29 protein-coding genes are annotated in these 23,917 nt (G+C 52.2%); 16 read left to right on the forward strand and 13 right to left on the reverse strand.

The window, feature by feature from the left end; translation table 11 throughout:
• Window positions 1-62: 62 nt before the first annotated feature.
• From MV421_RS06660 to MV421_RS06675, 4 genes are all read right to left on the reverse strand, one after another.
• Complete coding sequence (locus MV421_RS06660; RefSeq protein WP_297419195.1) at window positions 63-563, reverse strand: TIGR00288 family NYN domain-containing protein; 501 nt, start codon at window positions 561-563, stop codon at window positions 63-65.
• On the reverse strand, window positions 560-1,072 hold the full coding sequence (locus MV421_RS06665) for a TIGR00288 family NYN domain-containing protein (protein WP_297419198.1): 513 nt from the start codon (window positions 1,070-1,072) through the stop codon (window positions 560-562). The genes MV421_RS06660 and MV421_RS06665 overlap by 4 nt, the downstream gene beginning before the upstream one ends.
• Window positions 1,073-1,620: 548 nt before the next feature.
• On the reverse strand, window positions 1,621-4,053 hold the full coding sequence (locus MV421_RS06670) for a tRNA(Met) cytidine acetyltransferase TmcA (RefSeq protein WP_297518023.1): 2,433 nt from the start codon (window positions 4,051-4,053) through the stop codon (window positions 1,621-1,623).
• Between the two features lie 495 nt (window positions 4,054-4,548).
• On the reverse strand, window positions 4,549-5,352 hold the full coding sequence (locus MV421_RS06675) for a diadenylate cyclase (RefSeq protein ID WP_297419324.1): 804 nt from the start codon (window positions 5,350-5,352) through the stop codon (window positions 4,549-4,551).
• Window positions 5,353-5,452: 100 nt separating this feature from the next.
• Here MV421_RS06675 and MV421_RS06680 point away from each other — a divergent pair, with 100 nt between their 5' ends.
• The 3 genes from MV421_RS06680 to cyaB are packed head-to-tail and all read left to right on the forward strand — an operon-like array spanning window position 5,453 to window position 6,979.
• The gene (locus tag MV421_RS06680) at window positions 5,453-6,001 is read left to right on the forward strand and encodes a UbiX family flavin prenyltransferase (RefSeq protein WP_297419327.1); all 549 of its coding nucleotides are present in this window, start codon (window positions 5,453-5,455) and stop codon (window positions 5,999-6,001) included.
• Window positions 5,982-6,470 (forward strand): Lrp/AsnC family transcriptional regulator, encoded by a 489-nt coding sequence (locus tag MV421_RS06685; protein WP_297419204.1) that lies wholly within the window; start codon window positions 5,982-5,984, stop codon window positions 6,468-6,470. Before MV421_RS06680 ends, MV421_RS06685 begins: the two co-directional genes overlap by 20 nt.
• The gene (gene cyaB, locus MV421_RS06690) at window positions 6,470-6,979 is read left to right on the forward strand and encodes a class IV adenylate cyclase (RefSeq protein ID WP_297419207.1); all 510 of its coding nucleotides are present in this window, start codon (window positions 6,470-6,472) and stop codon (window positions 6,977-6,979) included. The genes MV421_RS06685 and cyaB overlap by 1 nt, the downstream gene beginning before the upstream one ends.
• A 36-nt stretch (window positions 6,980-7,015) precedes the next feature.
• On the opposite strand, the gene MV421_RS06695 is transcribed toward cyaB, so the two are convergent.
• Window positions 7,016-8,209, reverse strand: a complete 1,194-nt coding sequence (locus tag MV421_RS06695; RefSeq protein ID WP_297419330.1) for a redox-regulated ATPase YchF — start codon at window positions 8,207-8,209, stop codon at window positions 7,016-7,018.
• Window positions 8,210-8,277: 68 nt separating this feature from the next.
• On the opposite strand from MV421_RS06695, the gene MV421_RS06700 reads away from it, so the two are divergent.
• Genes MV421_RS06700 through corA form a run of 3 tightly spaced genes read left to right on the forward strand, consistent with a single transcriptional unit; the run spans window position 8,278 to window position 10,481 of the window.
• Window positions 8,278-8,628, forward strand: a complete 351-nt coding sequence (locus tag MV421_RS06700; RefSeq protein ID WP_297419210.1) for a hypothetical protein — start codon at window positions 8,278-8,280, stop codon at window positions 8,626-8,628.
• A 35-nt stretch (window positions 8,629-8,663) separates the two neighbouring features.
• The gene (locus MV421_RS06705) at window positions 8,664-9,494 is read left to right on the forward strand and encodes an MBL fold metallo-hydrolase (RefSeq protein WP_297419213.1); all 831 of its coding nucleotides are present in this window, start codon (window positions 8,664-8,666) and stop codon (window positions 9,492-9,494) included.
• Window positions 9,495-9,503: 9 nt separating this feature from the next.
• Complete coding sequence (gene corA, locus MV421_RS06710; RefSeq protein WP_297419216.1) at window positions 9,504-10,481, forward strand: magnesium/cobalt transporter CorA; 978 nt, start codon at window positions 9,504-9,506, stop codon at window positions 10,479-10,481.
• On the opposite strand, the gene MV421_RS06715 is transcribed toward corA, so the two are convergent.
• On the reverse strand, window positions 10,478-11,176 hold the full coding sequence (locus MV421_RS06715) for an aspartate racemase (RefSeq protein WP_297419219.1): 699 nt from the start codon (window positions 11,174-11,176) through the stop codon (window positions 10,478-10,480). The two genes, corA and MV421_RS06715, sit on opposite strands and share 4 nt — an antisense overlap.
• A 97-nt stretch (window positions 11,177-11,273) precedes the next feature.
• Here MV421_RS06715 and MV421_RS06720 point away from each other — a divergent pair, with 97 nt between their 5' ends.
• The gene (locus MV421_RS06720) at window positions 11,274-12,947 is read left to right on the forward strand and encodes an oleate hydratase (RefSeq protein WP_297419222.1); all 1,674 of its coding nucleotides are present in this window, start codon (window positions 11,274-11,276) and stop codon (window positions 12,945-12,947) included.
• A gap of 75 nt (window positions 12,948-13,022) precedes the next feature.
• Here the strand turns inward: MV421_RS06720 and MV421_RS06725 are convergent, their stop codons facing one another.
• The 5 genes from MV421_RS06725 to MV421_RS06745 all read right to left on the reverse strand — a co-directional run bounded on the left by MV421_RS06725 (window position 13,023) and on the right by MV421_RS06745 (window position 15,095).
• Complete coding sequence (locus MV421_RS06725) at window positions 13,023-13,367, reverse strand: cupin domain-containing protein (protein ID WP_297419225.1); 345 nt, start codon at window positions 13,365-13,367, stop codon at window positions 13,023-13,025.
• 34 nt (window positions 13,368-13,401) lie between these two features.
• The gene (locus MV421_RS06730) at window positions 13,402-13,632 is read right to left on the reverse strand and encodes a hypothetical protein (protein WP_297419227.1); all 231 of its coding nucleotides are present in this window, start codon (window positions 13,630-13,632) and stop codon (window positions 13,402-13,404) included.
• A gap of 64 nt (window positions 13,633-13,696) precedes the next feature.
• On the reverse strand, window positions 13,697-14,074 hold the full coding sequence (locus MV421_RS06735; protein ID WP_297419228.1) for a hypothetical protein: 378 nt from the start codon (window positions 14,072-14,074) through the stop codon (window positions 13,697-13,699).
• Between the two features lie 58 nt (window positions 14,075-14,132).
• Window positions 14,133-14,408 carry a hypothetical protein gene (locus tag MV421_RS06740; RefSeq protein ID WP_297419230.1) on the reverse strand — a complete coding sequence of 92 codons (276 nt, stop codon included), beginning with the start codon at window positions 14,406-14,408 and terminating at the stop codon, window positions 14,133-14,135.
• A gap of 12 nt (window positions 14,409-14,420) precedes the next feature.
• Window positions 14,421-15,095, reverse strand: coding sequence for a hypothetical protein (locus MV421_RS06745; protein WP_297419232.1), 675 nt, complete (start codon window positions 15,093-15,095; stop codon window positions 14,421-14,423).
• Between the two features lie 212 nt (window positions 15,096-15,307).
• Between MV421_RS06745 and MV421_RS06750 the strand changes: the two genes are divergently transcribed.
• Window positions 15,308-16,675 carry a TldD/PmbA family protein gene (locus tag MV421_RS06750; protein WP_297518163.1) on the forward strand — a complete coding sequence of 456 codons (1,368 nt, stop codon included), beginning with the start codon at window positions 15,308-15,310 and terminating at the stop codon, window positions 16,673-16,675.
• Between the two features lie 10 nt (window positions 16,676-16,685).
• A complete protein-coding gene (locus tag MV421_RS06755; RefSeq protein WP_297419336.1) occupies window positions 16,686-18,011 on the forward strand; it encodes a TldD/PmbA family protein in 1,326 nt (441 codons plus the stop codon).
• A gap of 40 nt (window positions 18,012-18,051) precedes the next feature.
• Here MV421_RS06755 and pyk read toward each other — a convergent pair whose 3' ends face one another.
• Window positions 18,052-19,488 carry a pyruvate kinase gene (pyk, locus tag MV421_RS06760; RefSeq protein ID WP_297419234.1) on the reverse strand — a complete coding sequence of 479 codons (1,437 nt, stop codon included), beginning with the start codon at window positions 19,486-19,488 and terminating at the stop codon, window positions 18,052-18,054.
• Window positions 19,489-19,582: 94 nt separating this feature from the next.
• On the opposite strand from pyk, the gene MV421_RS06765 reads away from it, so the two are divergent.
• Window positions 19,583-20,044, forward strand: coding sequence for a peroxiredoxin (locus MV421_RS06765; RefSeq protein WP_297419236.1), 462 nt, complete (start codon window positions 19,583-19,585; stop codon window positions 20,042-20,044).
• Window positions 20,041-20,241, forward strand: coding sequence for a TIGR04140 family protein (locus MV421_RS06770; protein WP_297419238.1), 201 nt, complete (start codon window positions 20,041-20,043; stop codon window positions 20,239-20,241). The genes MV421_RS06765 and MV421_RS06770 overlap by 4 nt, the downstream gene beginning before the upstream one ends.
• Before the next feature lie 3 nt (window positions 20,242-20,244).
• Here MV421_RS06770 and MV421_RS06775 read toward each other — a convergent pair whose 3' ends face one another.
• Window positions 20,245-20,946, reverse strand: a complete 702-nt coding sequence (locus tag MV421_RS06775; RefSeq protein WP_297518027.1) for a peptidase M54 — start codon at window positions 20,944-20,946, stop codon at window positions 20,245-20,247.
• Between the two features lie 208 nt (window positions 20,947-21,154).
• Between MV421_RS06775 and MV421_RS06780 the strand changes: the two genes are divergently transcribed.
• The 5 genes from MV421_RS06780 (at window position 21,155) to crcB (ending at window position 23,914) form a co-directional block, all read left to right on the forward strand.
• Window positions 21,155-22,021, forward strand: coding sequence for a hypothetical protein (locus tag MV421_RS06780; protein WP_297419242.1), 867 nt, complete (start codon window positions 21,155-21,157; stop codon window positions 22,019-22,021).
• Window positions 22,022-22,028: 7 nt separating this feature from the next.
• Window positions 22,029-22,721, forward strand: a complete 693-nt coding sequence (locus MV421_RS06785; RefSeq protein ID WP_297419244.1) for a DUF6062 family protein — start codon at window positions 22,029-22,031, stop codon at window positions 22,719-22,721.
• Entirely contained in the window at window positions 22,712-23,011 is a 300-nt protein-coding gene (locus MV421_RS06790; RefSeq protein WP_297419246.1) for a hypothetical protein, read from the forward strand. Before MV421_RS06785 ends, MV421_RS06790 begins: the two co-directional genes overlap by 10 nt.
• Window positions 23,008-23,454: a hypothetical protein gene (locus tag MV421_RS06795; protein WP_297503676.1), complete on the forward strand. Its 447-nt coding sequence runs from the start codon at window positions 23,008-23,010 to the stop codon at window positions 23,452-23,454. The genes MV421_RS06790 and MV421_RS06795 overlap by 4 nt, the downstream gene beginning before the upstream one ends.
• 88 nt (window positions 23,455-23,542) lie before the next feature.
• Complete coding sequence (gene crcB, locus MV421_RS06800; RefSeq protein WP_297419339.1) at window positions 23,543-23,914, forward strand: fluoride efflux transporter CrcB; 372 nt, start codon at window positions 23,543-23,545, stop codon at window positions 23,912-23,914.
• The last annotated feature ends 3 nt before the right edge of the window (window positions 23,915-23,917 follow it).

Below are 23,917 nucleotides of genomic sequence, written 5' to 3' on the forward strand. Positions count from 1 at the left end.
TGAAGTGACTAAATAAATCTTTCCTTCCCAGAAATGTCCAGAAATTGAGGTTACTATGACACCTAAGAAGAACCACCTTTTCCATCCATCTTTATGACGTAGTCGGCGGCGTTCTGAAGGGCGACGGAAAACCCCGGTTCGGTACCTATAACTATTGTCTCCTTTCCCTTCCGCTTTGCCTCGTTTATTATTGGTAGGAAGTCGGCGTCGCGGGTGGCTAGGGATATTACCTCCACATCGGAGTTGTATATAAGTTCCATGGCTTCTATCGCTACTCTAACGTCGGTGTCGCCTGCCACTATTATCGGCTCAAGTCCCTGGTTCACCACGGCTTCTATGAGGCCCTGAGGCGCGTACTGGTTGAGAACAACCTTTGCGACTCGTATCTTCCCTATCCTTTCGAGGGCCTCTATGACATCCTCGAGCTTTATGCCAAACTCCTTGCGGAGAATGTTTGGACCATCGATTATTAGCCCTATACTCTTTCCTTTAACGGGACGTTCTTCTTTTGCCCCTACTTCTTTGTTACCCCTATGGAGAACCTTGAATATCGTTTCCCTCATTGGGACTCACCCTCCGTGTTCAGGATTATCGTATAGTCTGCCGCGTGTTTTAGTGCGGCGGAGAATCCCGGCTCTATACCGAGCACTATGGTTTCCTTTCCCTTCTCCTTTGCCTTCAGGATGACGGGGAGGAACTCCGCGTTCCTCGTGGCTAGGGCTATCGTGTCTATATTAGGGTTATATATCTCTCGCATGGCCTCGACCGCGAGTTTGACGCCGGTTTCGCCCGAAACAACGATGGCATCAAAACCTTGGTTGGAAACAGCTTCTATGAGGCCCTGAGGCGCGTACTGGTTGAGGATGACTTTGGCAACGCGCAGGTCTCCCAGCCCCTCGAGCGCTTCCACTATATCCTCGAGCTTTATGCCAAACTCCTTGCGGAGAATGTTTGGACCATCTATCAGGAGTGCTATCTTTTTACCCCTGCGTATTTTGCGTCGCATCATGCCAATGCTCCTCATCCCATCCTTTGTAATCGAGATTATACGCTCCCAATTGCTGCCCACCATGATAGTCACCGTTGAAATTGTTGCTGATTATACTACGGTACCTACGGGCTAACCCTATAAAAAGGTGATTCTCCCGGATGCGGAAGATTTTAAACTCTAAATAACAAAATATACACCATCTGTAAAAGGTATGGAACATTGGGACTGGTGAAGGACCGTGTTCGGGACTCTTTGGAATCCCCCTGAAAACACTGAGGGGAATGCTGGGAGCTCTCATCGCCGTATCAACGGCAGTTTTGGCGGTTCTGATAGTCTATCAGCTCGCCCGATGACGTTAACGACGGCGGACTCACGGGAGTGGTGGCGGGTATAAGCACCGTGAACCTACTGGGCCAGACCCTTGGAAGGCTGAGAAGGCACGCCCTTAAGGCCTGCTTTGGACTCATGTTCTTCAACACGTTCACGACGGCCCTCGCAGTATCGTTTCAGGCTCCATCCGGAGGGCACGGCCACATTCCTAGCAATGTTCCTAGCTGTTTATGTGCTCCTTGCACTGCTAGACTATGGGGGGATAAGAATCCTAGAGGGGGGATACGGGTTAAATGCCCCTAAAGTAGCCTCTTGTAGTAGTACCAGAGTCCGCGGACGATGTCCCTGACTTCGATCATCGTAAAGGTCTCGGTCCTGTCTATGAGTTTAGCCGTCTCCTCCCAACTGTGAGCTTGGAGAACGCGGTATATAAGTAGCTTTATCTGCCTTTCGTCAAGGTAGGGCTTCATCCAGCCGTCGAGGAAGTAGAGCTTGACTATTGGCTTTACCGCGTCGAGAACGGTATCGTAGGTAAGGATCTTGCCGGTGAAGGCGTCGAGCCTCTTCTTCTGAACCTCCGTGAGGTAAACCGTGTAGTCCACGGCCTCGCCGAAGGGAGTCTCGAAGAGCCAGCGCGCTATTTCCGGCTCAAGCTCGCGGTGCGTATCACTTAACCACTCGGTTAGCCTGATGCGGAACTCGTCGTGAGCCTGGCGGATGAGCTTCTTCGCCCTCTCGCTTATCGGTTTGAGAACTATCGCCGTAAATTCTCCGCTGACCGGGTTTCTCGCTGGGCTGAGGTGGACGACAGCGAAGCCGTTCTTCACCCAGAAGCGCGCCAGTTCCTCGCTGGCACCGAAGCCGGAGCCTATCCAGTCGAGGCCCTTCTCGAGAGCTTCCTTTTCTAGGAGTTCAAGGGCCTTGCTTCCCAGTCCCATGTCCATGGCATCTGGGTGCGTCGCTATCCTCACGATGCGGTAGCCCTTGAGTTTTGCGAACTCCTTGAGGGTGTGGTGCTTGACCATCATATCGGGGATTATGTTTCCTCTCGGCTTGTAGCCCTTGGCCATCTTTTCTATGACCTTCTTTGGAATGCCACCCTCCTTCGCTATCTGCACCGCCGTTACTATCTTACCGTTTTTCAGACGAAGAACCCTGGCCTCGTGGTGGGGCGCATCGGCCAGAAGAGCGACGTCACTCGGCCTGTTGCGGTAGTGTGCTAGGATGTAAATTCCAACGAAGTTCCTCAAATCCTCCCTGTCGTGCTCGAACCAGTCGTCTAAATCCGGCTCCTCAAAGAAGACTTCCTTGTTCTTGATCAGCTCGTAGTCCCCCTCGGTTAGCTCAACTGGTTCAGCATCGAGGAGGAGGACGTCGAAGAGCCACTTCTCGATGGGGTCATGGTCCACATATCTAATCGGTTCGTCCATGTGAAGCTCCCTGAACTCGCGCTTCTCCCTCGCTTTCTTTAGGAACTTGACGGAGAAGCCCCTTCCGGCGCCCTCATAGCCGTGTATCGTAGAAGAATAGATAACGCGTGGCTTGCTAAGGTACTTGTGTAATATAGGAACGTGGATTCCAGCTGCCTCATCGAGTACATAGAGGTCTGCGCTCTTCCTGTGGCCCTCTGCCGGTGGGTAATAGCGCAGGCCTATTTTCCTCGCGTAAAGCTCCTTTATGAGGCCTTTCTCCTCGACGACATGCGGTTTGAAGCCGAGCCTTTCTAAAGCTCTCTTCGCAAAGCTGAACAGAGCCTGAACGTTCTCCGGTTCGGGTGCAGTGACGACTATGCGTGTTCGCTTTCCAAGGGCTAAAGCAAGCCCTATGGCGGCTATCCCGACGGAAACGCTCTTGCCCCTCCCTCTATCCGCGGTAATAACCAGCATACCTTCCTTCTCAACGAGGTCTTCGAAGGCCTTCAGAACCTCGACCTGTCCTTCGGTTAGGGCCATTTCATAAAGCTCTTTTGGAAAGAGAATTTCCTCGGGAATCTCAACGCCCCCCCTACCCCTGATCTTTGCTTGGCTTTTGTTCCGCTTTGGCTTTTTCCTAATCTTCCCATTCTCAGTGATTATGTAGATCTCCCCGTATTCGGTGAACTTCCTTATGAGCCGCCTGTTGAAACGTTTCTTCACGTCGTCTATTGTGTACGGTGGCGTGACGAGGCTCTTGTGAAAGCCCGTCCACATACCTTTCCACTTCTTGAACGGATGTGCGAGAATGAATATCAACCCTCCTCCGCGGACGGTCTCGATGATTCTACCGAGGTCGTTCGGAGAGTAGTCGTAGCTCATGTCTAGGACGAGGAGGTCATAGGTCCTCCCGAGTATGTCACGGGTGTGTTTGAAGATTACTGCCTTTACCTCTGCGCTTCCCCCGGCCAAAACATCGAAGTGTCTCCTGAAGGCCTCATAACGCTTTCTTCCAAAGGTGTCTTCACCGAGGGCATCTGTGGCATAGAGAACCTCTATCGCGCTCTCGCTCTCGTCCCTCAGGTGCTTCTTCATAAGTTCGTCGAGAGCATCACTTAGAACCCTAGCCGAGGCTCCGGCCAGAATTCCCGCTACCTCCGCCTTTCTGGGGGTGTCCCCCTCGATTAAAATCATCCGTCTGTGGAACTTCTCAAGAGCCTGCGCTAAGGCAGTCTCGGTGAGCTTGAGAACCTCCTCATTCACCTTCTCGCTTTTAGCGTAGTCTCTCACTTCCTTATCGAAGCGGACCTTGACGGTCATCTTTCCTCCCCGGATAAAAGGAAGAGCGGGGATTTAAAAAGGTGGTGATTGAGGGGCTGACCTCCTTTCCGCCGTGAAGGGCGAAGGGTTCCAACGAGTTAAACCAAACGCGGGAAGGTTTACGGGCACTCATCCACCTACTCCCGTTGCCGGTTTCGGTTCAGCCCGAGGGCACGGTCTCGTGCCCATTACCCCTACCGCAGAGCGGATTGGGTTATTGCTTTAGCGGCCACTCAATGAGTTTCAAACTGCCATAACTGGCAGTCTTTCGAAGACGCTTAACAGCGTCAAACCCCCCAATGCTGGAGGGTAACGTGAAATCCCTCGTCTCATCGGGTTGTTTTTAAGTGGCCTCTTCGAGGCCTTATTAAGTTGCAAAAACTTAAAAGGGTTTCGATGGTTTAAGGGTTGTAAATGCAGGAGCGTAAGGATACAGTCCCTCCATAAGACGTTTTCGCTGTTGGAAGTATTGAAGAACAGGGAATCATCAGCCCGTCAGTACTTTATCCGCGGGTTGTATTCGAGGAGCATGAGGCCGTTCTTGAATATCCGTATCGTCCCGCTCTCGGAGAGGCTTATAGCCATAGCCTTCGTGAGCTTCGTTATTCCAGCCGCTGCTATGTGCCTGCTCCCGAGGCCTGGAGGAAGCATGAGGTCTATCACCTTCGGCTCGACTTGGAGGTACCTCCCAGCGGCCGTTATCCTGCCGTTCTCCCTGATTACAAATGCACCGTCGAGCTGGGCGAACTCCTTTATTATCTCCTTGCTGTCCCTGTCCAGGACGTTTACCTTGTGACCCTTGAAGGGGTTTGGAACCAACTGGCGGGAGTGGTGGAGGACGCGCCTCGTATCCCCTATGACGAAGATCGTCCCCACTGGAGTCCCCTCGCGCCCCTCGATGCTGAGTTCGATGGCTATCTCAAGTAAGTGCTGAAGGACGTTCTGATTCTGGGCAAAGAATCCCTTCATGGCCGAAAGGCTCTTTTTGACGGTTTTCATACCTATGGACTCCTTGGTAACGTAGACGAAGGAATTACCCTCGCAGAGGATGCGATGCTCTATGAGGAACGCGGATATCAGATTCAGGATGTTGTTAATGTCTAGGTTCTGGGGGATGGAAATCCGCTTAACCCTCTTGTTATCAACATCAAAGGTTGATCCAACTATCACGACGGTCACGTCCACGTCGGGGAGAGAGCCTTCATCAACGTCCTCTAATATCACGAGTGCCTTACTCCCGAGTTCTTTTGTTATATCAACCGCGCTCCTGATAAGCACATCGGGTATGGTGTCCCTCATGGTCATCACCACTCCTTACTCTCTGGGATATAAAAATCTACTGGCCCGCTTCACTTGAGAAACGTTTTAAACCTGGAATCCTACCGTGGTTGGGGATGCGATGAGGATAGTAGTTGCAATCACTGGAGCGAGCGGTTCAATCTACGGTTTAAGGCTCGTGAAGGTTCTGCGCGGGCTTGGGCATGAGGTAATAACCCTCGCCTCCAACACCGCTATCAAAGTGATAAAACACGAGACCGGGATCGACTTTAAGCCGGACTACCATGAGGACAACCTCTTCGCGCCGGTTGCCTCGGGTTCCTTCAGGTTCGATGCCGTTGTGGTAGCGCCTTGCTCGATGAAAACCCTCGCCGCGATAGCAAACGGCTGCGCGGATAATTTAATAGCTAGAACCGCCGATGTCGCACTCAAAGAGCGCAGGAAGCTCGTTCTGCTCGTCAGGGAGACGCCGTTTAACTTGATACATCTGCAAAACATGGTGAAGGTTACTCAAGCCGGTGGCATTGTCATGCCAGCATCCCCAGGATTTTACACAAAACCCAAGACTTTGGATGATATGGTAAACTTTATAATAGGAAAAATCCTAGACGTTCTTGGGATAGACAATAAAATCTACCCGAGATGGGGGAATGATGATGGTTCAACTTGATGACCTCGACAGGGAGATACTGAGGCTCCTCAAAGAGGACGCCCGTCTTACAATATCTGAAATCGCGGAGAGGTTAAAGAGACCGGAATCAACGATCCACTTTAGAATAAAGAAGCTCCAGGAGAGGAATATAATTGATAAATACACCATCATCCTCGGTGAAAAGCTCCGCCCCCAAACCCTCGCGATGGTTTATATCCAGGCCGAGACACCCATAATCGAGGAGTTCCTCGAGCGCTACATCCAGTACCTCATGAAGACCCTCTCGATGCTCCCCAACGTCCTCGCCGTGGCTAGGAGCGGAAAAGATGGCGTGGTTGCTATACTTGGTGGTGAAAACTCCGAGCACATCGAGAGGTTTGTCAATGAAACCATACGCGTTCTTCCGACTCTCAAACGTGTTGAGGTCTTCCCCATAGACAGCTTTGCAAAGGGTGATGGGCTGGCCGGCTTCCTGGTGGGGGTATGATGGAGATAGAGGTCAAGTTCCGCGTTAACTTTGAGGAAATTAAAAAGAAGATAGAACGTCTTGGAGCCTCTTTCGTCCAGGAAGAACTCCAAGAGGACGTTTATTTCTCCGTTCCCCTTCCAGAACTCCTCAGGGTCAGGCGCATATCAAACCTTGGAAAGGCGTTTCTAACATACAAGCTCATAACGGACCCAGGGAGAAACGAGGAGTTTGACGAGCTTGAAATTGAGGTTTCCGACTTCTGCACCACCGTTGAGATTCTCAGGAGGCTTGGTTACAAAGAGGACGTTGTTGTGAGAAAGCGCCGCCTCGTCTACAGACTCGGCAAGGTCACCTTCGAGCTGAGCAAAGTTGAAGGACTTGGGGGCTTTCTCGACATAGAGGTTATCTCCAACGATGTTGTTGAGGCAAAGCGCAAAATCTGGGAGACCGCTGAAAAGCTCGGTCTGACCGAAAAGGACGTCGAACCCAGGCTCTATCAGGAGCTAATTCGGGAGAAAACGGGGTAAAAAGTTCAGGAATGAAAAAATGGGAATTCTTCTGATTCAGCGCGCTGTCGCGACTATCTTTACGATGTCGTTGAACTGGAGTTGATAGTCCTCACCAACGCGTCTGTGGGTTCTCGCGTTCACCGCGTAGAGGAACGTCCTCCCCAGGTCAGTGTGCACCTTGTAGGCCAAATCGCGTGGCGTTGAACCCTTCGGGAGAAGGTGGACGTGCGGTAGAACGTTCCCGAACTGGTCGGTTAGCTTGTGTTCATCCTCCACCGGGTAAACTGGGATGAGTTCCAGAAGTTTGAACGTGGCCATGTTTATAACCTCCTGCACACCCGTTGACCCGAACCTCTCCAAGACGCGCTCTCTGATGAGTTCCAGCGCCTTCTCCTGCTTTAAACTCATCCTCTTCAGGATTTTAAAGTCAGAGCTGCCCGGAACGTAGTCTATAAAACCGGCCCTGGCCGCCTTTCTGAGTGTAAGCTCCGCGGCTGCGCTCGTTGGGATAACGATGTACCCCCTGCTCTTTCCTTTCTTGATAAGCCTCTCTACTTGGGCATCTGCTGCGGCGTCGGCCTTGTTGGCGGCAATGATGATCGGCTTGTTCACCTTCCTGAGCTCGCGGACGAAGCTGAGGAGGTCTTCATCGCTCCACTTGGTTGGGTCGCCCTCAAGTCCGAGCTTGTGGATGGCCTCAAAGGCGTCTTCCTCCGTCACGCCGATTCCGGTAAGCTGGTCCGCTATCGCCTGGGCGAGCTTTAGGTGCTGGAGCTTTATCCTCTTCGAGAACTTGTCCCAGTTCTTGTGGAGAATGCCGTAAATCCAGTAGTCTATCTCCCTCTCAAGGAACTCGATATCCTCCACAGGATCGTGATGGTCAGTGGGCTGGCCTTCCTCGTCCGTCTTTCCCGTCGCGTCAACTACGTGGATCAAAGCGGAGGCCATTCTCAAATCGTCAAGAAACTTGTTGCCGAGGCCTCTACCCTCGTGGGCACCGGGTACGAGACCGGCAACGTCGATTATTTTAATGGGGATTAGAGCTTTCCCATCCTTGTACTCATAGTTCTGCGGGTTTGGATTACATCCTAATTCCCTGCAGGGATGCTCGGTTATCGCGTAGGTAACGCCAACGTTCGCATCTATCGTTGTGAACGGATAGTTCGCGATATCAACGTCAACGAGCGCAGCCGCTGAGAAAAAGGTCGATTTTCCAACGTTTGGCTTTCCAACAACTCCTATCTCCATACTCACCACCGGGCTAATTTCGGGGTAGGGTTTTAAGGGCTTTTGGATTATCCTCTAAGGGTGATATTATGAGAGTGGCCATCCCCTCCGATGGGGGCTTTGAAGGAAGCGCGGTTCCGCTGGATAAGGCTCAGGGTATTGCAGTTGCCGAAGTTGGACCCGATGGAGTCAAAGAGATACGGGTTATAAAGCCCGGGAAGGACGTTGTCGAGGAACTGAGGAAAGAGAAAATAGAGGTTCTTATATCTCCGGAAATTTCCAAGGAGATGGCAGTAAAGCTCTCCAATTTCGGGATAAAAACATTCACGGGGTTTAGTGGAAGGGTTAGGGATGTTCTAGCAGGAACTATGAAAGGAATGCTCAAAGCCGGCTTGGACGTTATGAAATTGGGGAAGAACTTTATGAGGCGAAAACTATAACTTCACCCTTCTCCTAAATCTTTTGGTGAAACCTCATGCGAGTGACTATTCTCGTCGAGGATTATTCTGGCTACGAAAGCCCTTACTTGGCCCAGCACGGGGTGAGCTTTTTGATAGAGAAGAACGGCAGGAGGATACTCTTTGACACCAGCCAGAGCGCTGGACCGGTTCTTCACAATATGAATCTCAGGGGAATTGAACCTTCCAGCATAGACTACGTTTTCCTGAGCCATTGTCACTACGACCATACTGGTGGACTCCTTGAAGTTCTCAAGGCGATTGGAAAGCGCGTTCCTGTTGTGGCGCATCCCTTGATCTTCAGGAGACACTTCGTAACGAAGCCGTACCTCAGGGACGTTGGTATTCCCTTTAGAAAGGAGGAGATAGAAGAACTCGCGGAGCTTTATTTGACCGCAGAACCCGTTGAAATTGTTGAGGGACTCTACTCAACGGGGGAAATAATGAACAGGGAGGACTTTGAAAGGGCCAGTATAGGCGTTTACACATTGAGAAATGGGAAAATAGTTGAGGATGAACTCCCCGATGATATGAGCCTCGTTGCAGAGACGCCAGAGGGTCTCGTGGTGGTAAGTGGTTGCTCTCACGCCGGAATAGTGGGCATAGTGAAGCATGCGGCCAGACTCACCGGTGAGAAAAGAATTAGAGCTGTAATCGGTGGCTTCCATCTCATAGACGCAAGTGAGGAGAGGATAAGTAGAACAGTGGAGGAGTTCGAAAAGCTGGGAGTTGAAGAGGTTTACACCGGCCACTGTACTGGATTAAGGGCCGAAGCCGCTTTCCTCGGGGCCTATGACAAGCGCTTTCACAAGCTCCACTCTGGGATGGTGATCGATTTTCAGGACTGAGGTGATCAGATGGGTGAGGAGTCAGAGAAGCCGCGGATAACGGTGATAGCCTACTCAAAGGAGAAGTTCATGAGCAGAAAGCTCTCCAGCATAGAGGAAGCCGTTGGGATAGAAGGGTACGACGTCGTCTGGGTGAACGTGGACACCGTTTCCATTATCCCCAAGCTTAAAGAGTTTCTTGGCATCCACGAGGTTCTCGTAAGGGACTTCAAGAGAACGGGAAGGCCGCGGGTGATGGTCTTTCCAGAGTACCTTTTCATCCTGCTCCATCAGATATACGAGAAAGACGGCGGGCTGAAGAGGGAACGCATAGGCCTTTTCTTAAAGGACAATCTCCTCATTACGATTCAGGAGATTCCGGGGGATGTCTTTGATCCAATAAGGGAGAGCATCCACGAGGGAGAGGGACTCTTCCGCGAGCGCGGTGCGGATTACCTCCTCTTCGAGCTCCTCGAGGCGATAGTTGAGAACTACGTGCCGATAATAGAGCGCATAAGCTCCAAGATGGAGGAGCTTGAGGCGAGGATACTCTCAAAGGGCGACGAGAGCATCCTCCGTCGGGTACATGGAATAAGACAGGAAATACTCTTCATGAGGAGGACGGTTTTCCCGCTTCCCGAAGCCTTCAGGAAGCTCGAGCTGGAGGGTAAGGGATTCTTCAAGGAAGGAACCCTTCCCTGTATCGATGAACTTCATGGTCATGTAATGGAAGTCCTTGAAATCCTTGAGGGACAGCGTGAGCTTGCCAACAGTCTCGTTGAGCTCTACTACCCCACGCTATCGATGAAGACCAACGACATCATAAGAATCCTTACCGTCGTCTCGACGATTTTTATCCCCCTGACCTTTATAACCGGCCTTTACGGTATGAACTTCCGCTACATGCCCGAACTCTATTGGCGCTACAGCTACCCCGTGGTTTTGCTCGCAATGCTGGGAATAGCGGTTGGCATGCTGGCTTACTTCAAAAGAAAGGGGTGGATTTAAAGGTCCTCCAGGCCGAGGGCGACCCTCACCGCCTTCTCCGCTATCACATCCATGGGGTCTATCAGGGGGACGCTAAGGTCTTTCTGCCGCAGTGCTACGCTCACCTCGGTGCAGCCCGCTATTATCCCTTCGGAGCGCTTTTCCAGTTTTTTTGCAACTTCAAGGAGGAGCTTCCTCCCCATCTCGACCTTCCCTACCTTGACTCCCTGGTATATTGCCTCCATCACCTTCTGCTGATCCTTTTTGTTGGGCACCGCTATCTGAACGCCGTGTTTGAGGAGTGCCCTGTGGTAGACAAGCCCTTTAATGGTCCCGTCCGTAGCAAGGAGGCCAACTTTCCTGAGGCCCCTTTCACGGACCACCTCGGCGGTCTCCTCTATCATGCTGACCAGGGGGATGCTTATCGCCCTTTGGATCGTCTCTGCGAAGAAGTGTGCGGTGTTGCAGGGCATTATGATGAAGTCAGCACCCCAGCTTTCGAGCTTCTTAGCACTGTCTATGAGCTCCGGCCTCGGATCTTCTCCGTTCTCGAGGATAAATGCGGTCCTGTCCGGTATCTTTGGGTTGTTGTAGATAATTATCCTCGGATGCTCCTGGTCACGCTTCGCTGGCGTCTTCTCGACTATCCTTCTAAACAATTCTGCCGTGGCCAGCGAACCCATGCCGCCGAGGATGCCTATAATGCGCTCGGTCATCTCTTACACCAGGTGGAATGTTGATGGAAAACCTTTTTAAGCTTCCGATCATGGCAGATATCATCATGTCTTAAAACGACATGTTAGGGTGAGGAATATGCTGAACTACAAGCGCGTAACCCCTAGGAGAATACATGACATAAAGGACAGAAAAGCCTACATGGTAGGTGGTGGTATAGCTTCCTTAGCGGCGGCGGTTTTTCTTATAAGGGATGCCAAAATGCCCGGCGAGAATATCTACATAATCGAGAAGACCCCGGTCAACGGCGGTTGCCTCGACGGCTCCGGCGACCCCGAGAACGGCTACCTGCTCAGGGGCGGCAGGATGTTCGAGGAGCACTACGAGGTAACATGGGGCCTCCTCGGGAGCATCCCATCGTTCGATGACCCGGAGAGGACAATCCTCGATGAAGTCGTCGAGTTCAACAGGGAGTACGTTGGCTCCTCCAAGTGTCGCCTCGTTGGAACTCCCGGAAAGAAGGTGGACTTCAGCAGGTACGAGCTAACCCTCAGGCACCTCAACGAGATCAACGAGCTTATTATGACACCCGAGGAGAAGCTCGGCGGAGTAACAATAGAGCAGTGGTTCTCAAAGGACTTCTTCGAGACCAACTTCTGGTACTTCTGGGCCACGATGTTCGCCTTCCAGCCCTGGCACAGCGTGGCTGAGATGAGGCGCTACATGCTTCGCTTCATGCACCTCGTTCCCGGTCTCAACAGGATAGAGGGGGTCAAGAGGACTCCATACAACCAGTACGACTCGATAATCCTGCCGGTGCAGAAGTGGCTCAATGAGAGGGGAGTCAACTTCATAATGGGCACGAAGGTCGTTGATGTCGGGATAACCGAAAGGGACGGCAAGAAGTACATCACTAGGCTTTACACGGAGGGCCAGAACGGTGATGATACAATAGAGGTCGGCGAAAAAGATCTGGTCTTCATAACCCTCGGCTCGATGGTTGACAACTCCACCTACGGCGACCTCGACCATCCGCCGGTTCTCAACAGGGGTGAGGGTGATAGCTGGAGGCTCTGGAGGAAGCTCGTCGAGAATGACCCGTCCCTTGGAAACCCCGACGTCTTCGCTGGCGACGTAGACAAGACCAAGTGGGAGTCCTTCACGGTGACCTTTAGAGGGGACGAGTTCTTCAGGATGCTCGAGGAGTTCACTGGCAACAGAACCGGGACCGGCGGCCTCGTCACCTTTAGGGACTCCTCCTGGCTGATGTCCATCGTGGCCTTCAGGCAACCGCACTTCAGGAACCAGCCAGAGGATGTAACCGTGCTCTGGGGCTATGGTCTCTTCGTCGATAGAGAAGGTGACTACATCAGGAAGCCGATGAGCCAGGCAACGGGAAGGGAGATATTCCTCGAACTGCTCTACCACCTCGGCTGGCTTGACAAGAAGGACGAACTTATGGATAGTGTCATAAACGTCCGCACCGCCATGATGCCCTACATCACCGCCCACTTCATGCCCAGGAAGCCCGGCGACAGGCCGCCCGTCCTCCCCGAGAACTACGCTAACCTTGCCTTAATGGGCCAGTACGTCGAGGTTCCAGGGGAGTGTGTTTTCACCGTTGAATATTCGGTCAAGTCCGCCATGATGGGAGTCTACGGCCTCCTTGACCTCGGCAGGGAGGTTCCACCGGCCCACACCCCCTACCAAGAGGTTCCTGTTCTCCTGAAGGCCGTCGAGACGCTCGTCGACGACGACAAGAAGGAGCTGTTTAAGTACACCATGGAGCTCTACTTGGCAGGGAGGCTGTGAGTTCCTTTTTTCTCCTTCCCTTTGGTTCTTCGTCGGTTTGTCGCAAAATCGATAAATGCGTATCCCTAGAAATGGTCACTCGTCCAGCCACACTGAATCGTCGCCGTAATAGTTCAGCTTCACCACGAAGAGCCTGAACGGCTTGTCCTTCTCATTGACAACCCAATGAACCGTCTTTGGCTTGATGAGGAAGATATCGCCGGGCTTTGCCGTGTACTCCCTCTCGCCTATCCCGAGCCCTGCCTCACCGTCCATGATGTAAAACAGCTCGTATTGTCTCTCGTGATAGTGCCTCCTAACCGTCTGCCCTGGCTTGACTTCGACTATCTGAGCGTACGAGCCTTCGGGCAGTTCGCCCTCGAAGAGCGGGAGCTTTCGGTAAGTGCCCCGGTCGATGAGGTTCTTGATTCCGGCTTCCATATTTTCTCCTTTGGCTGAGAGAATAAAAAGGTTCCTAAGCCTGTTGTTTGAGCTGGAGAACATCAAGGAATGCAACGAAGAGGCCTGGAAGAATTATTGCCCAGGGGCTGATGTTCCAGCCGAAGGCTATCAGGAGCAGTCCGAGGAGGATATACGTTGTGATGGCTGTCAGCCCTGCTTTGGGAGTGTCCATACGTTTTCTAAGGTATAAATAGAGGATGAGGGGTATTCCAAGGGCTATGGCCATTCCAATCCACGCGTTCATCTTTATCACCTTCACGGGCCTGATCCACATCTTCAGAGATTACAAAGGGAAAATCATCGAGCTTTCACAGCGTTTTCATTTTGTTTTTGTATTCCCGTGGGACAAATATAAGAAAGACCGTCGTAAAGGCTCCTCCAATTCCCGCAAGCAGAAAGCTCTCCCACGCAGGGAACACCAGTGCCTTTGCAAAAGCCGCCATGCTGAACTCCCAGAGCGTTCCAAGAAGCACTCCAGCGGTAATAGAGTGCCTGGAGTTCCTTGCAAACCGAACCAGGGCAACCGGAATCCAGTAAATCAGCACTGCAACGGTAAAAGCCATTGCCGCGGCAACTTGGAAAGTGTAGATGTCCTTTAGATAAATAAAGTATCCCGCTAAGAGGAACGCCAAAACCAGTGAATGGAATTTTAGAGTGTTCACGTCTCCATTACCGATCATCTTCATGTTATCCGCATCCTTTGGGGGCTTGAGACCCCTTTCTAAAGACAGTTATGAGTGTCTCTTATAGGGCTTTCCGCTTTACCTTACTCTTTAGATACCCTGCCCAAACAAGTTCGGCAGTCATTATTAAAAGAGCCGCTAGCATACCAACTTTGGCATACTCCCAAGCTAAGAACCCAGTTCCGGACAGGAGCAGTGTTACCGCTATAAAGACTATAGCACCCGTTATCTTTGCCCCTATGTGTCCCCTTCTGGGTTTTTCGTATAAGTACACAAGCCAAAAAAGCAGAATCGAAAAAACGGCAGACAAGAAGTTTTTGATAAAGCTTTCGTTCATTTTTTCACCTCCTCAGGGCCCTGGAGTCCAGCCTTGACAGTACGATCCCCACTGATAGCATGATTCGTAGATACAGAACGCACACCAAGTAGCAATGCATACAATGTTATCCCCGCATATCCCACAACATTCAGCGGCTTTGATGATGTCAAACTTACAACAATACCAATGACATTGACCCAGAAATCCACAGTCAGAGTTACTCTGACATTCTTGACTACATGAGTTGGAGTCTAGTTTCTTTAATTTCCCATTGAGGTATACAGCATTGGCCTTAGCGATATTTCCTGTAATAGCATACTCCACCCCAAAAATTTTCACTCCCTGCACTGGTTTTGAGAATTCGTAGAGTGCTATCACGTGTTTCTTGTCCTTCAGGGGAATTCCCATGGCGAGCATGGTCACTTTCTCACCATTGTACTCAATCGTGTGCTTGACAACCTTAACGTGAGAGTAGTCAACGTCCCAGGGTTTTGCCAGCTTCCAGAAGTCTCTCGTTGTGACCAGCTTGAAAAACACGTGGACTTCAGACCAGTTCTCTTGAACCTTGCTCACTGGTTTCGTAACTGCAAACGGGTTTACGCAGCCCTTAACCTCAGGGTACTTGGGATAGCTTACCACGTAGGCACCGTACGCTCCAATGAGAAGCAAGACCACAAGTATGGCCAGTAACGCACGCCTCCTCATCGACCCCCCCAATGGGTTTTGCATTATGGTGTCTCCGTTCATAGTATATAACACTTTCGCTTGAAAGATGAAGAGATTGGCTGATTTTAACCTCTTGACTACTGAAGTATGTAACATCTGGGTTTTCTCATTTCGACCCCCATCGAAGCACTCAAAAGACTTTTATAGGTCTCCTCCGAGTCTTCAACGAACATACGTAAACGGTGGTGACCATGGAAGCACTTGAGAAGGCCCTTCGGTGGGCGGATGAGAACCTGAAGGCTGACTACATAGAGCTTCGCTACGAGGACCTGAAGAAAACCACTTTGGGCCTCAAGGACGGCGTCTTCACGAGCTTTACCGGGAAGCTCCACAGGGGGGTCGCGATAAGGGTTTTAGCGGATGGTGCATGGGGCTTCGCCTCGACGAGCGATCTTTCAAACCTCGAGGAGAAGATCGAGGAAGCATACAAGCTGGCCAGGGCCGCGGCGGAAACCAAGAAGGAGAAGATAGAGCTGGCGGAGATAAAGCCCGTTGAGGACTTTGTTAAGAGCAAAATGCGCGTTAAGCCGGGGGAAGTTGACATCGAGGAGAAAGTGAACCACCTGCGGGAGCTTGAGAATCTCCTCAAGGAGGACAAAGCGGTCAAGAGCGTCCAGATACGCTACGAGGACGGCGGCGGCAGAAAGCTCCTCCTCACCAACGAGGGAACGAGGATAGAGTGGGACTACAACTACCTCTACCAAGGGGCCTACGTTACCGGGAAAGCCGACGGGAAGCTCGCGATGGCGAGGGACAGCATTGGCTCTGTTGACTACGGCTGGGAGCTTATGATGGAGAGGGAGCCAAACGAGAAAGTCAAGGAGAGACTCCTGAGAAAGATGCAGGGCCAGCTCAAGGGTGTCGCCCCGAAGCGCGGTGAGTTCCCGATTGTGGCCGGCCCGATTGTCGTCGGCATTATCGCTCATGAGGCCCTTGGCCACCTCGCCGAGGCGGATCTAACCATAAACTCGCCCTTTAAGGACCTCATCGGCAAGCAGATTGCCCCGGAGTACGTAACAATGAGCGAGCGCTACGTCGACGGCGGCTTTGGGAACGACCGCTATGATGATGAGGGCGTTCCGGTCAGGGACATTCACATAATCGAGAACGGAACCCTCAAGCGGATCATGCTCAACCGTGAGTATGCGGCAAAGTGGGGTATGGAACCGAACGGCCACGCGAGAGCCGAGAGTTACCGCTACCCGCCGATAATCAGGATGAGGAACACGGTCTTCGAGCCGGGAGACCACTCCTTTGAAGAACTCATTGAAGACATTAAGTTCGGCTACTACGTCGTCGACTTCCGCGGCGGCCAGGCCCAGCTCAACAGCGCCTTCCAGGTCGGGGTCCAGGAGGGCTACGTCATCAGGAACGGCGAGATAGCGGAACCTATAAGGGACACGTCCATTACAGGTGTCGCCATTGAAGCTTTAAAGAAGATTTCAGGGGTTGGCAAGGACTTCGGAATTGAGGTCGGCTTCTGTGGAAAGGGTCAGACGGCCTTCGTCAGCTCCGGCGGCCCGCACATGAAGTTTGACGGTGGAATACTGATCGGGTGAGGTGGTGAAGATGGAGAACCTCATAAGATTCGGCGAGAAGTTTTTCGACGAGCTTGAGATAGCCGTTTATCGCTCGAGGGACGTCAGCGCGAGCGTCGAGCTGAACGAGATTTCAATGGCCTCAACGAGGGGCGGGGCCGTAACTGTAATCCGCGGAATAAATGAGGGGCGCCTCGGTCTTGCCATTATCGACAGCGACGATCCCGAGAGGATTAAAGAGGCCATAGAGCAGGCCGCGAAGATGGCAAAACTCAACGGCAGAGACGAGAAGTGGGTCTCCCTCCCGGAGCCGGGGGCTTATAAAGAGGCCCCAAAGCCAAACTACGGGCTTAAAGAAGCATCGCCAGATATACTCGTCGAGAAGCTTGTTCGCGGGATAAAACTCGCCCGCGAGAAGGACCCCAATGCGGTAGTTGCTGGTGGCGAGGGCGGTGTTTCCTGGGAGAAGAGGCACGTGGTTAATTCGCACGGCGTAGACGTCTTCCAGGAGGGTGGTGCGGCATTCTTCTTCCTTGAGCTTGTCGGCAGGAAGGGAGACGTGGTTACGCCCGGCATCTTCGACTTCGATGCGCGCAGGGATTTAAACCTCGACGTCGATGGCGTCGTCGATAGGGCCGTTCAGAGGGTTAGGTGGGCCTATAACGTGGAGAAGAGCAGGAACGAGGAAGTTCCGATAATTCTCGGCCCGTGGGCGATAGCCGGCCTTCTCAGCTACACCCTCCTGCCGGCCTTCAGCGGTGAGCGCTTGGTTAAAGAGACGACTCCCTTAGCGGGGAAGGTAGGCGAAAAAATAGCGAGTGAGGTCCTGACGATCTACGACGATCCCTTCCACCCGCTCTCTCTTGAACCGACCGTAGCGGACGGCGAGGGCGTTCCTACTAGGAAGAACGTCCTTATTGAGAACGGAACCTTCAGAGGCTTCGTCTGGGACAACTACTGGGCGAAGGTTAACGGCACTGAGAGTACCGGGAACGGGAAGCGCGACCTGAAAAGTGGTGGGATAGGCATAGACTTCCATAACGTTGTTATAGAGAACGGAAAGCGCTCGCTCGAAGATCTCATAGCGGAAATAGACAGGGGTTACTTCGTGGACGGCTTCCAGGGTGCACACTCGAGCAATCCAGACAACGGAAACTTCGCGGTCACTGCAAACCCAGCATTTCTCATTGAGGATGGGGAAGTTAAGGGCGCTAGCGTGTTCCTCGTGGCTGGCAACGTTTACGAACTGCTGAACCGGGCAAGCGAGATAACGAGGGAGCAGACGGTAATGCCCTTCATGACCACGATGACGACGCCGTTCATAAAGTTCGAGAACGTTAAGATAGCGGGGAAGTGATTTCCTTTTTCTCCCCCTAGAATTTTGAAAGAGGAAAAGATCAGACCGAGAATATCCTTATCGTGTTGGTTCCGGCGGTCTTTCCTACGGGCGTCCCCTTCGTGAGGAGCACCGTATCGTTCTCCCTGACGAGTCCGAGTCCGCGGATGACCATCAGTATCCCTTCCTCGCTCTTGTCCTCGACAATGAAGGGGTAGACGCCGTAGGAGAACATGAGGTTGTGGGCAATGCGCTCCTCCGTAACGAAGGCTAGAATCCACTGCTTCGGCTTGAAGCGCGATATCAATCTGGCCGTCTGACCCGTTCTCGTTGGCGTGAGGATGTATTTTATGTCCACCGCGTTCAGGGCTTCTATTATGCTTCTGGCTATTGCGTCCTTTATGGTGCCCTTCTTCTGAACCTTGCCCTTAAGCTCGTCCATTTTCATGTCAACGACCCTCGCAGACCACTGTGAGTCGCGGAAGGCCTCCGTTGTTTTTGCAATCCTTGCCATCATCCTCACTGCGTCAACGGGGTACTTTCCAACCGCGGTTTCCTCCGAGAGCATCACTGCATCGGTTCCGTCGAGAATGGCATTGGCAACGTCTGTAACCTCTGCCCTCGTCGGGAGCTTCTCCTCCGTCATGCTCTCGAGCATCTGCGTTGCCGTTATGACGGGCTTTCCGACGCAGTTGGCCTTCTGGATGAGCTTTTTCTGAAGGATTGGGAGTTTTTCTATGGGCATCTCAACGCCGAGATCTCCCCTCGCTATCATTATCCCGTCGGAGGCGTTGAGTACCTCGTCGAAGTTCCTGACCGCGTCGGGGCGCTCTATTTTCGAGATGATGAAAAGCTCCCCACTGTGCTCCTCTATGAAACGCCTCGCCTTGAGGACGTCGTAGGCCGAGCCGACGAAGCTTATTCCTATAGCATCGACGCCGTGCTCGATGGCGAACTCTATAAGCTCAAGATCGTGTGTCGTGACGGCATCAATGGCCATTCTAGCCTTTGGGATGTTTATTCCCTTGTGGGAGAAGAGGGTTCCACCGACGAGGACCTTACAAACTACCTCTTTTTCCTTGACGCGCTCGACCCGGAGGGCTATGAAGCCGTCGCTGAGGTAGATCGTGTCTCCCTTGGAGACCAGTCTTGGAAAGTCCTTGAACTGGACGGGGATGATTCCTTCGTTACCAACAACGTCCTCCGTGGTGATTGTAACCGTTTGCCAGCGTCTTAAAACTACCGAACCGCCACTTATCTCCCCGACTCGTATCTTGACCCCAGGGAGGTCCCCAAGTATCGCAACGGGCCTGTTGAGCCTCTCCGCGGCTTTTCTTATTGTTTCAATGATCTTGGCATGCTCCTCAAGAGTTCCATGAGCAAAGTTTATCCTTGCTACGCTCATCCCAGCTTTTATCATGGCTTCAATTGTCTCCTTCTTCTGCGACGCGGGCCCTATCGTGGCGATAACCTTTGTTTTGTTCGCGGGTAGCTTCATAGTACCACCTAAAACGTGAATTGGCCTTGGGGTAAATAACGTTTCTGGAGGCAAAGTTTATAATTAGGGTGGTCTAATTATTTTGGGTGATAGTGTGAGGGTACTCGACGTTAGGGTTTTCGATGAGGACGGAAGGGAGGTCTCCTTGGGAGAAGTCGTGAATGGCAGGTGGACAGTGCTCTACATCTATTCAAAGGACAACACCCCAGGCTGTACAACCGAGGCTGTGGAGTTCACGGAGCTTCTGCCGGAGTTTGAGAGGCTGGGCTTTCAGGTCGTTGGAGTTTCAAAGGACTCCGTGAGGAGCCACCTCCGCTTCAAAGAGAAGCACAACTTAAAAATTAAGCTCCTCAGCGACCCTAATGTAGAGCTGATAAAGGCTCTGGGCGCATGGGGCAAGAAGAAGAGCTACGGCAGGGAATATGAGGGTGTAATACGAAGCACATTCATCCTTAATCCTGATGGGGAAATCGTCTGGAAGAAGATGAAGGTCCGCGTAAAGGGGCATGTGGCGAAAGTCCTTGAGGAAGCGAAAAAGCTGGTGGGGAAAGGATGAGGCGGGAGTTCATAACTGCGGTTCCCCCGTGGGAAGTCCGGGAGATAGCACTGGCCTCCGGTGCGTCGGTCTCCCTTGAAATCACGGAAGCCGAACCCTTCCGTGGAATGCCTCGCTTTAGGGTGGTCGTGAAGGGTGGAGAATGGGAAGTAAAGAAGTTCATGATGCATATGATGCGCGCCAGGGCCGGTGGTTGAATCTCAACCCTGTTCTCTCTCCCCCTCTCCAAGGCTCAGCTCCGACCATTCAACCGCCCTCTTGAGGTCTATGAAGCAGGAGTGGCAGTAGCCAACGGGTCTAGAGTCCCACTCCTCGATGCTGTCTGGGGGGTTCATGACGCACTCGTTGGTGCAGTGTCCGAGACCAAAGCCATGGCCAATCTCGTGGAGGAGTCCCTTGAGAACACGGTCTTTGAACAAACGGAGGTGTTTCTTCGCGTCTTCTCTTGATCCTTTGTTCCCATTCAGGAGGGAGGTTAGCCCGGGAGGTTCAAAGGGCTTCATCGAGAGAACCATTATCCTAAGACCGAGCCTCGTTTCCTGTATGCCCAAAAAGCGCTCGTAAAAGTCAAAGTAGGGGTTTCTAGAGACGAGGGGAAATGTTGTGAGAGCAAAAATCTTGTTCATCTTCATGTTTGAGCCCCGCTCTATCTCCCCCAAGAGACGGGCATGGAGGACGTCTATTATGGCCTCCAAGGGGTAAACCCTGAGCGTTCCCTCGGGGGTGTTTAAACTTATTAGATAACCAGGCTCGAGGTGGAGCTGCCCTATATAGAGGAGCCGCACGTCTATCCCGCTCTCGGCGAAGAATCTGTTTGCCTCATCAACAACGTTGAAGACGACGTCCTCTATCACCTTCCTTTCCATGAAATTGTTGATATATGTGAACGCTATGAACTCCATGGTTCATCGATGGATGAAGAACCCCCAACCTAATTAAATTTTTAGGTACCCGCTGGGTCCCCTCGCTTTTTATAAAAAGCCGAACCACAAAGATTTTTAAACCGCCCTCATAAATGAACGTGGGCGATGGCGTCCGTCCGAGATCAAGCAGAGGATGCCCGCCGGGCTGATGACGCCTATTCTCCACCGAGAAGAAGGAGGCGGTAGAATGAGCACAAAGCTCACTGAGATTGGACGCTACATTGACATAGATGGTGTTCTCGACTACGTGGGGAAGAGGCGCCACGAGGACGGCGGCTATTGTTTTGTGAGCGTTCTCGATGACACAAACGTCAACGACACCTACTACGCCATCAAGCTCTACAACCTCCTCGGGATGGAGGTTCCTGACAAGGAAAAAACCATCGAATTCCTTTCAAACGCGATACAGCCCCAAACGGCCGTCGTTGCGATAGCGATGGCTCTCGAGGGGCTTGCCGTCCTTGGGGCGAAGGACCTTGCCAGAGAGCACGTCGATATAGTCTTCACAAAATATAACCCCCTCGAGGGTAAATTCGCCGTCGGTCTCGGCGGTAGCGAGGAGTTTGGAACGGCGACGCCAATTGAGGCCACTTATTGGGTTGTGAAGGCATTCAACGCCATAGGGCATAACTTCTCGAAGGAAGAAAAGGAGGCCATCAGGGAGTTTGTCATGCGCTTTAGAAACGGCAACGGCTACGGGACCAAACACACGAGCACGACGATGACTTACCAGGCACTCCACGCCCTTCATGTACTTGGTTACAGGCCCCCTAAGAGCCCCCATTTCAAGAACTGTGAGCTGTGCGGGGATTTGGGAGGCTTCACCGAGGTTCCCTACAGCCTTCCACCGTATTTGGAACCGACATTCTACGCGGTCAGGGGGCTTGAACTGCAGGATGAAACTCCAACCTGCCCAAGGAGACATGTCTGGTTCATCCGCCAGCTCCAGAACTCGAACGGTGGTTTCAGACGCTCGCTTGAGCTTGGAATCTCAAACTTCCAGAATACCTACCGTGCCGTGGCCGTGGTCGATTCGATGCTCAGGTTCCTCTGAGGCAGTGATGAGAATGGACCTGATAGGCTTCCACATAAAGGGGGCCTTTGGCGAGGGCTGTCCCGTGTGTAGACTGCTGAAGGAGTATGAGGAAGATGAGATAGACACCATACTCTACGAGCACGTGAACGACCCCCATGTTAGGGCAAAGTTCAAGGAGAGCCTCGGCCTCTGCACATACCACGCTTGGAGGACCGTTAACAAGGCATATTCCGAGCCCCTGCTCGGCCCCCTCGGTGTTTCCATAATCTATGAACACATGCTCTCTGTTTACATTGCATCACTTGAGGAAGGAAAAAGCGCCGGAACCGGTGAGTGCTTTCTCTGCTCCCTAATCCGCGAGAAGGAGAAGACAACGGTGGAGGCCTTCGCTGAAAGGATAGATGAACTCCTGCCAGATTATGAGCGGTCCGGCTCGATCCTGTGCAGGAGGCACTACGACATGATTCACTCGATACTCATGGAGAAAAGCCCCGAGATGGCGGAGGAACTTAAGAGGGTTCAGATCAAGAAACTTAGGGAGCTGAATGAACGCATGAAATCATTCATTGACAAGTTCGATTACAGGGCCAAGGAAGGTCACACCAGTGACGAGATCAGAGCCCTTCCACAGGCAGTTGAGACCCTCAAGGGACTTGAGGTCATAGAACCCCTTGAGAAGGAGAAAAAAGAGAAAAGGAGGGGGTTTCCGTGGAGATAAGGCTGAAGGACGAGGAGTTCAGGGAGGTCAAGAGACATCGGAAGGAGATAGAAGAGCGCTTTGGGGATCTCAAAGGCCTTGAACGAACGCTGAAGGAGCTCAGGATTAGGACACTCCTTGAGCAGAAGAAGAAGCTTGAGAACAGGCTCGCAGAGCTCGAGAGGGAGTACCGTGAGTTGGTGGAGTTTGAGAAGAAGGCCCTCTCCGACAAGGAGTTCTTGATGGAGTTCCGGAAAAAGCTTGGGGAGGAGAACAGGCAACTTATCAAGAGAATAGGTGAGAGAAGGTGAAGATAGTTGTGAAACCCGAGAGGGGATGGAGGGGAATAACTTTCAACGTCCCTGACGAGACATTCGAGAGGATAAAACAGATCGCTGAGAGGTACCGGTTCAGGCTTGATGAGGTGCTCAGGATAATCCTTCTCCATGGCTACACTGAAGGAGGAGAGGAGGAGGATACAGAAGCCATTGAGAGGGGGATAGAGGAACTTGAGGGGAAGCTTTACCGAGTTGAGGGCGACTGGTCCCCCTTAAGGTTCAGGGCGTACTACATAGCAATGGACAATCAGAACCTCGCGATACAGCTCTCTGGAATGCTCGCCGAGAACAAACGGTTGAAAAAGCAGCTGGGCCTTCCCTTTGAGATGAATCCTGAGGTTGAGGAGAAGATACACTACTACCTCAGCTTTGAAAAGAAACCAACCAATGAGCCTGCCACTGAAGGAGGGAGCTAAGGTCGACCGGACGGGCATGAAGGGCAGGACGTCACATCCCGCGTATAAAGCCTTTTAAATTTAGAATTTGATGTCAAACGGTGGTGCCATGAACCTTAGGATAGCCCTCGCTGTGATGCTCGGTGGTGCCTTCGGGGCGCTGGCGAGGTTCTACCTCTCAGGCATACTACCCGTTTACAAGGAATTTCCTGTGGGAACGCTCCTCGTCAACAGTACCGCTAGTTTAACCCTCGGCTATCTCTACGGCCTAATGTTCTGGGGATTCTACGTCCCGGCTGACTGGAGGGCCTTCTTTGGAACCGGGTTCTGCGGTGCTTTAAGTACCTTCTCAACCTTCTCCTATGAGACGTTCTCACTCTTCCGCGAGGGTGAGTACACCATGGGTCTTCTCAACATAGCGGCAAACGTTATAATCACAATAACACTTGTGTTCGCTGGATTTATATTAGCCAGGAGGTGATTC

The sequence above is a fragment of the Thermococcus sp. genome (assembly GCF_027023865.1).
Taxonomy (GTDB): domain Archaea; phylum Methanobacteriota_B; class Thermococci; order Thermococcales; family Thermococcaceae; genus Thermococcus.

What these genes read in the sequence shown, in the direction of transcription:
- crcB (WP_297419339.1), top strand. Translation starts at nt 23,543, where the DNA reads ATGAACCTTAGGATAGCCCTCGCTGTGATGCTCGGTGGTGCCTTCGGG.
- MV421_RS06735 (WP_297419228.1), bottom strand. Translation starts at nt 14,074, where the DNA reads ATGAAGATGATCGGTAATGGAGACGTGAACACTCTAAAATTCCATTCA.
- MV421_RS06675 (WP_297419324.1), bottom strand. Translation starts at nt 5,352, where the DNA reads ATGAGGGACACCATACCCGATGTGCTTATCAGGAGCGCGGTTGATATA.
- MV421_RS06745 (WP_297419232.1), bottom strand. Translation starts at nt 15,095, where the DNA reads ATGAGGAGGCGTGCGTTACTGGCCATACTTGTGGTCTTGCTTCTCATT.
- corA (WP_297419216.1), top strand. Translation starts at nt 9,504, where the DNA reads ATGGGTGAGGAGTCAGAGAAGCCGCGGATAACGGTGATAGCCTACTCA.
- MV421_RS06700 (WP_297419210.1), top strand. Translation starts at nt 8,278, where the DNA reads ATGAGAGTGGCCATCCCCTCCGATGGGGGCTTTGAAGGAAGCGCGGTT.
- MV421_RS06720 (WP_297419222.1), top strand. Translation starts at nt 11,274, where the DNA reads ATGCTGAACTACAAGCGCGTAACCCCTAGGAGAATACATGACATAAAG.
- MV421_RS06665 (WP_297419198.1), bottom strand. Translation starts at nt 1,072, where the DNA reads ATGGTGGGCAGCAATTGGGAGCGTATAATCTCGATTACAAAGGATGGG.
- MV421_RS06695 (WP_297419330.1), bottom strand. Translation starts at nt 8,209, where the DNA reads ATGGAGATAGGAGTTGTTGGAAAGCCAAACGTTGGAAAATCGACCTTT.
- MV421_RS06740 (WP_297419230.1), bottom strand. Translation starts at nt 14,408, where the DNA reads ATGAACGAAAGCTTTATCAAAAACTTCTTGTCTGCCGTTTTTTCGATT.
- pyk (WP_297419234.1), bottom strand. Translation starts at nt 19,488, where the DNA reads ATGAAGCTACCCGCGAACAAAACAAAGGTTATCGCCACGATAGGGCCC.
- MV421_RS06725 (WP_297419225.1), bottom strand. Translation starts at nt 13,367, where the DNA reads ATGGAAGCCGGAATCAAGAACCTCATCGACCGGGGCACTTACCGAAAG.
- MV421_RS06730 (WP_297419227.1), bottom strand. Translation starts at nt 13,632, where the DNA reads ATGAACGCGTGGATTGGAATGGCCATAGCCCTTGGAATACCCCTCATC.
- MV421_RS06670 (WP_297518023.1), bottom strand. Translation starts at nt 4,053, where the DNA reads ATGACCGTCAAGGTCCGCTTCGATAAGGAAGTGAGAGACTACGCTAAA.
- MV421_RS06780 (WP_297419242.1), top strand. Translation starts at nt 21,155, where the DNA reads ATGAGCACAAAGCTCACTGAGATTGGACGCTACATTGACATAGATGGT.
- MV421_RS06775 (WP_297518027.1), bottom strand. Translation starts at nt 20,946, where the DNA reads ATGGAGTTCATAGCGTTCACATATATCAACAATTTCATGGAAAGGAAG.
- MV421_RS06685 (WP_297419204.1), top strand. Translation starts at nt 5,982, where the DNA reads ATGATGATGGTTCAACTTGATGACCTCGACAGGGAGATACTGAGGCTC.
- MV421_RS06770 (WP_297419238.1), top strand. Translation starts at nt 20,041, where the DNA reads ATGAGGCGGGAGTTCATAACTGCGGTTCCCCCGTGGGAAGTCCGGGAG.
- MV421_RS06680 (WP_297419327.1), top strand. Translation starts at nt 5,453, where the DNA reads ATGAGGATAGTAGTTGCAATCACTGGAGCGAGCGGTTCAATCTACGGT.
- MV421_RS06755 (WP_297419336.1), top strand. Translation starts at nt 16,686, where the DNA reads ATGGAGAACCTCATAAGATTCGGCGAGAAGTTTTTCGACGAGCTTGAG.
- MV421_RS06785 (WP_297419244.1), top strand. Translation starts at nt 22,029, where the DNA reads ATGAGAATGGACCTGATAGGCTTCCACATAAAGGGGGCCTTTGGCGAG.
- MV421_RS06660 (WP_297419195.1), bottom strand. Translation starts at nt 563, where the DNA reads ATGAGGGAAACGATATTCAAGGTTCTCCATAGGGGTAACAAAGAAGTA.
- MV421_RS06705 (WP_297419213.1), top strand. Translation starts at nt 8,664, where the DNA reads ATGCGAGTGACTATTCTCGTCGAGGATTATTCTGGCTACGAAAGCCCT.
- cyaB (WP_297419207.1), top strand. Translation starts at nt 6,470, where the DNA reads ATGGAGATAGAGGTCAAGTTCCGCGTTAACTTTGAGGAAATTAAAAAG.
- MV421_RS06715 (WP_297419219.1), bottom strand. Translation starts at nt 11,176, where the DNA reads ATGACCGAGCGCATTATAGGCATCCTCGGCGGCATGGGTTCGCTGGCC.
- MV421_RS06750 (WP_297518163.1), top strand. Translation starts at nt 15,308, where the DNA reads ATGGAAGCACTTGAGAAGGCCCTTCGGTGGGCGGATGAGAACCTGAAG.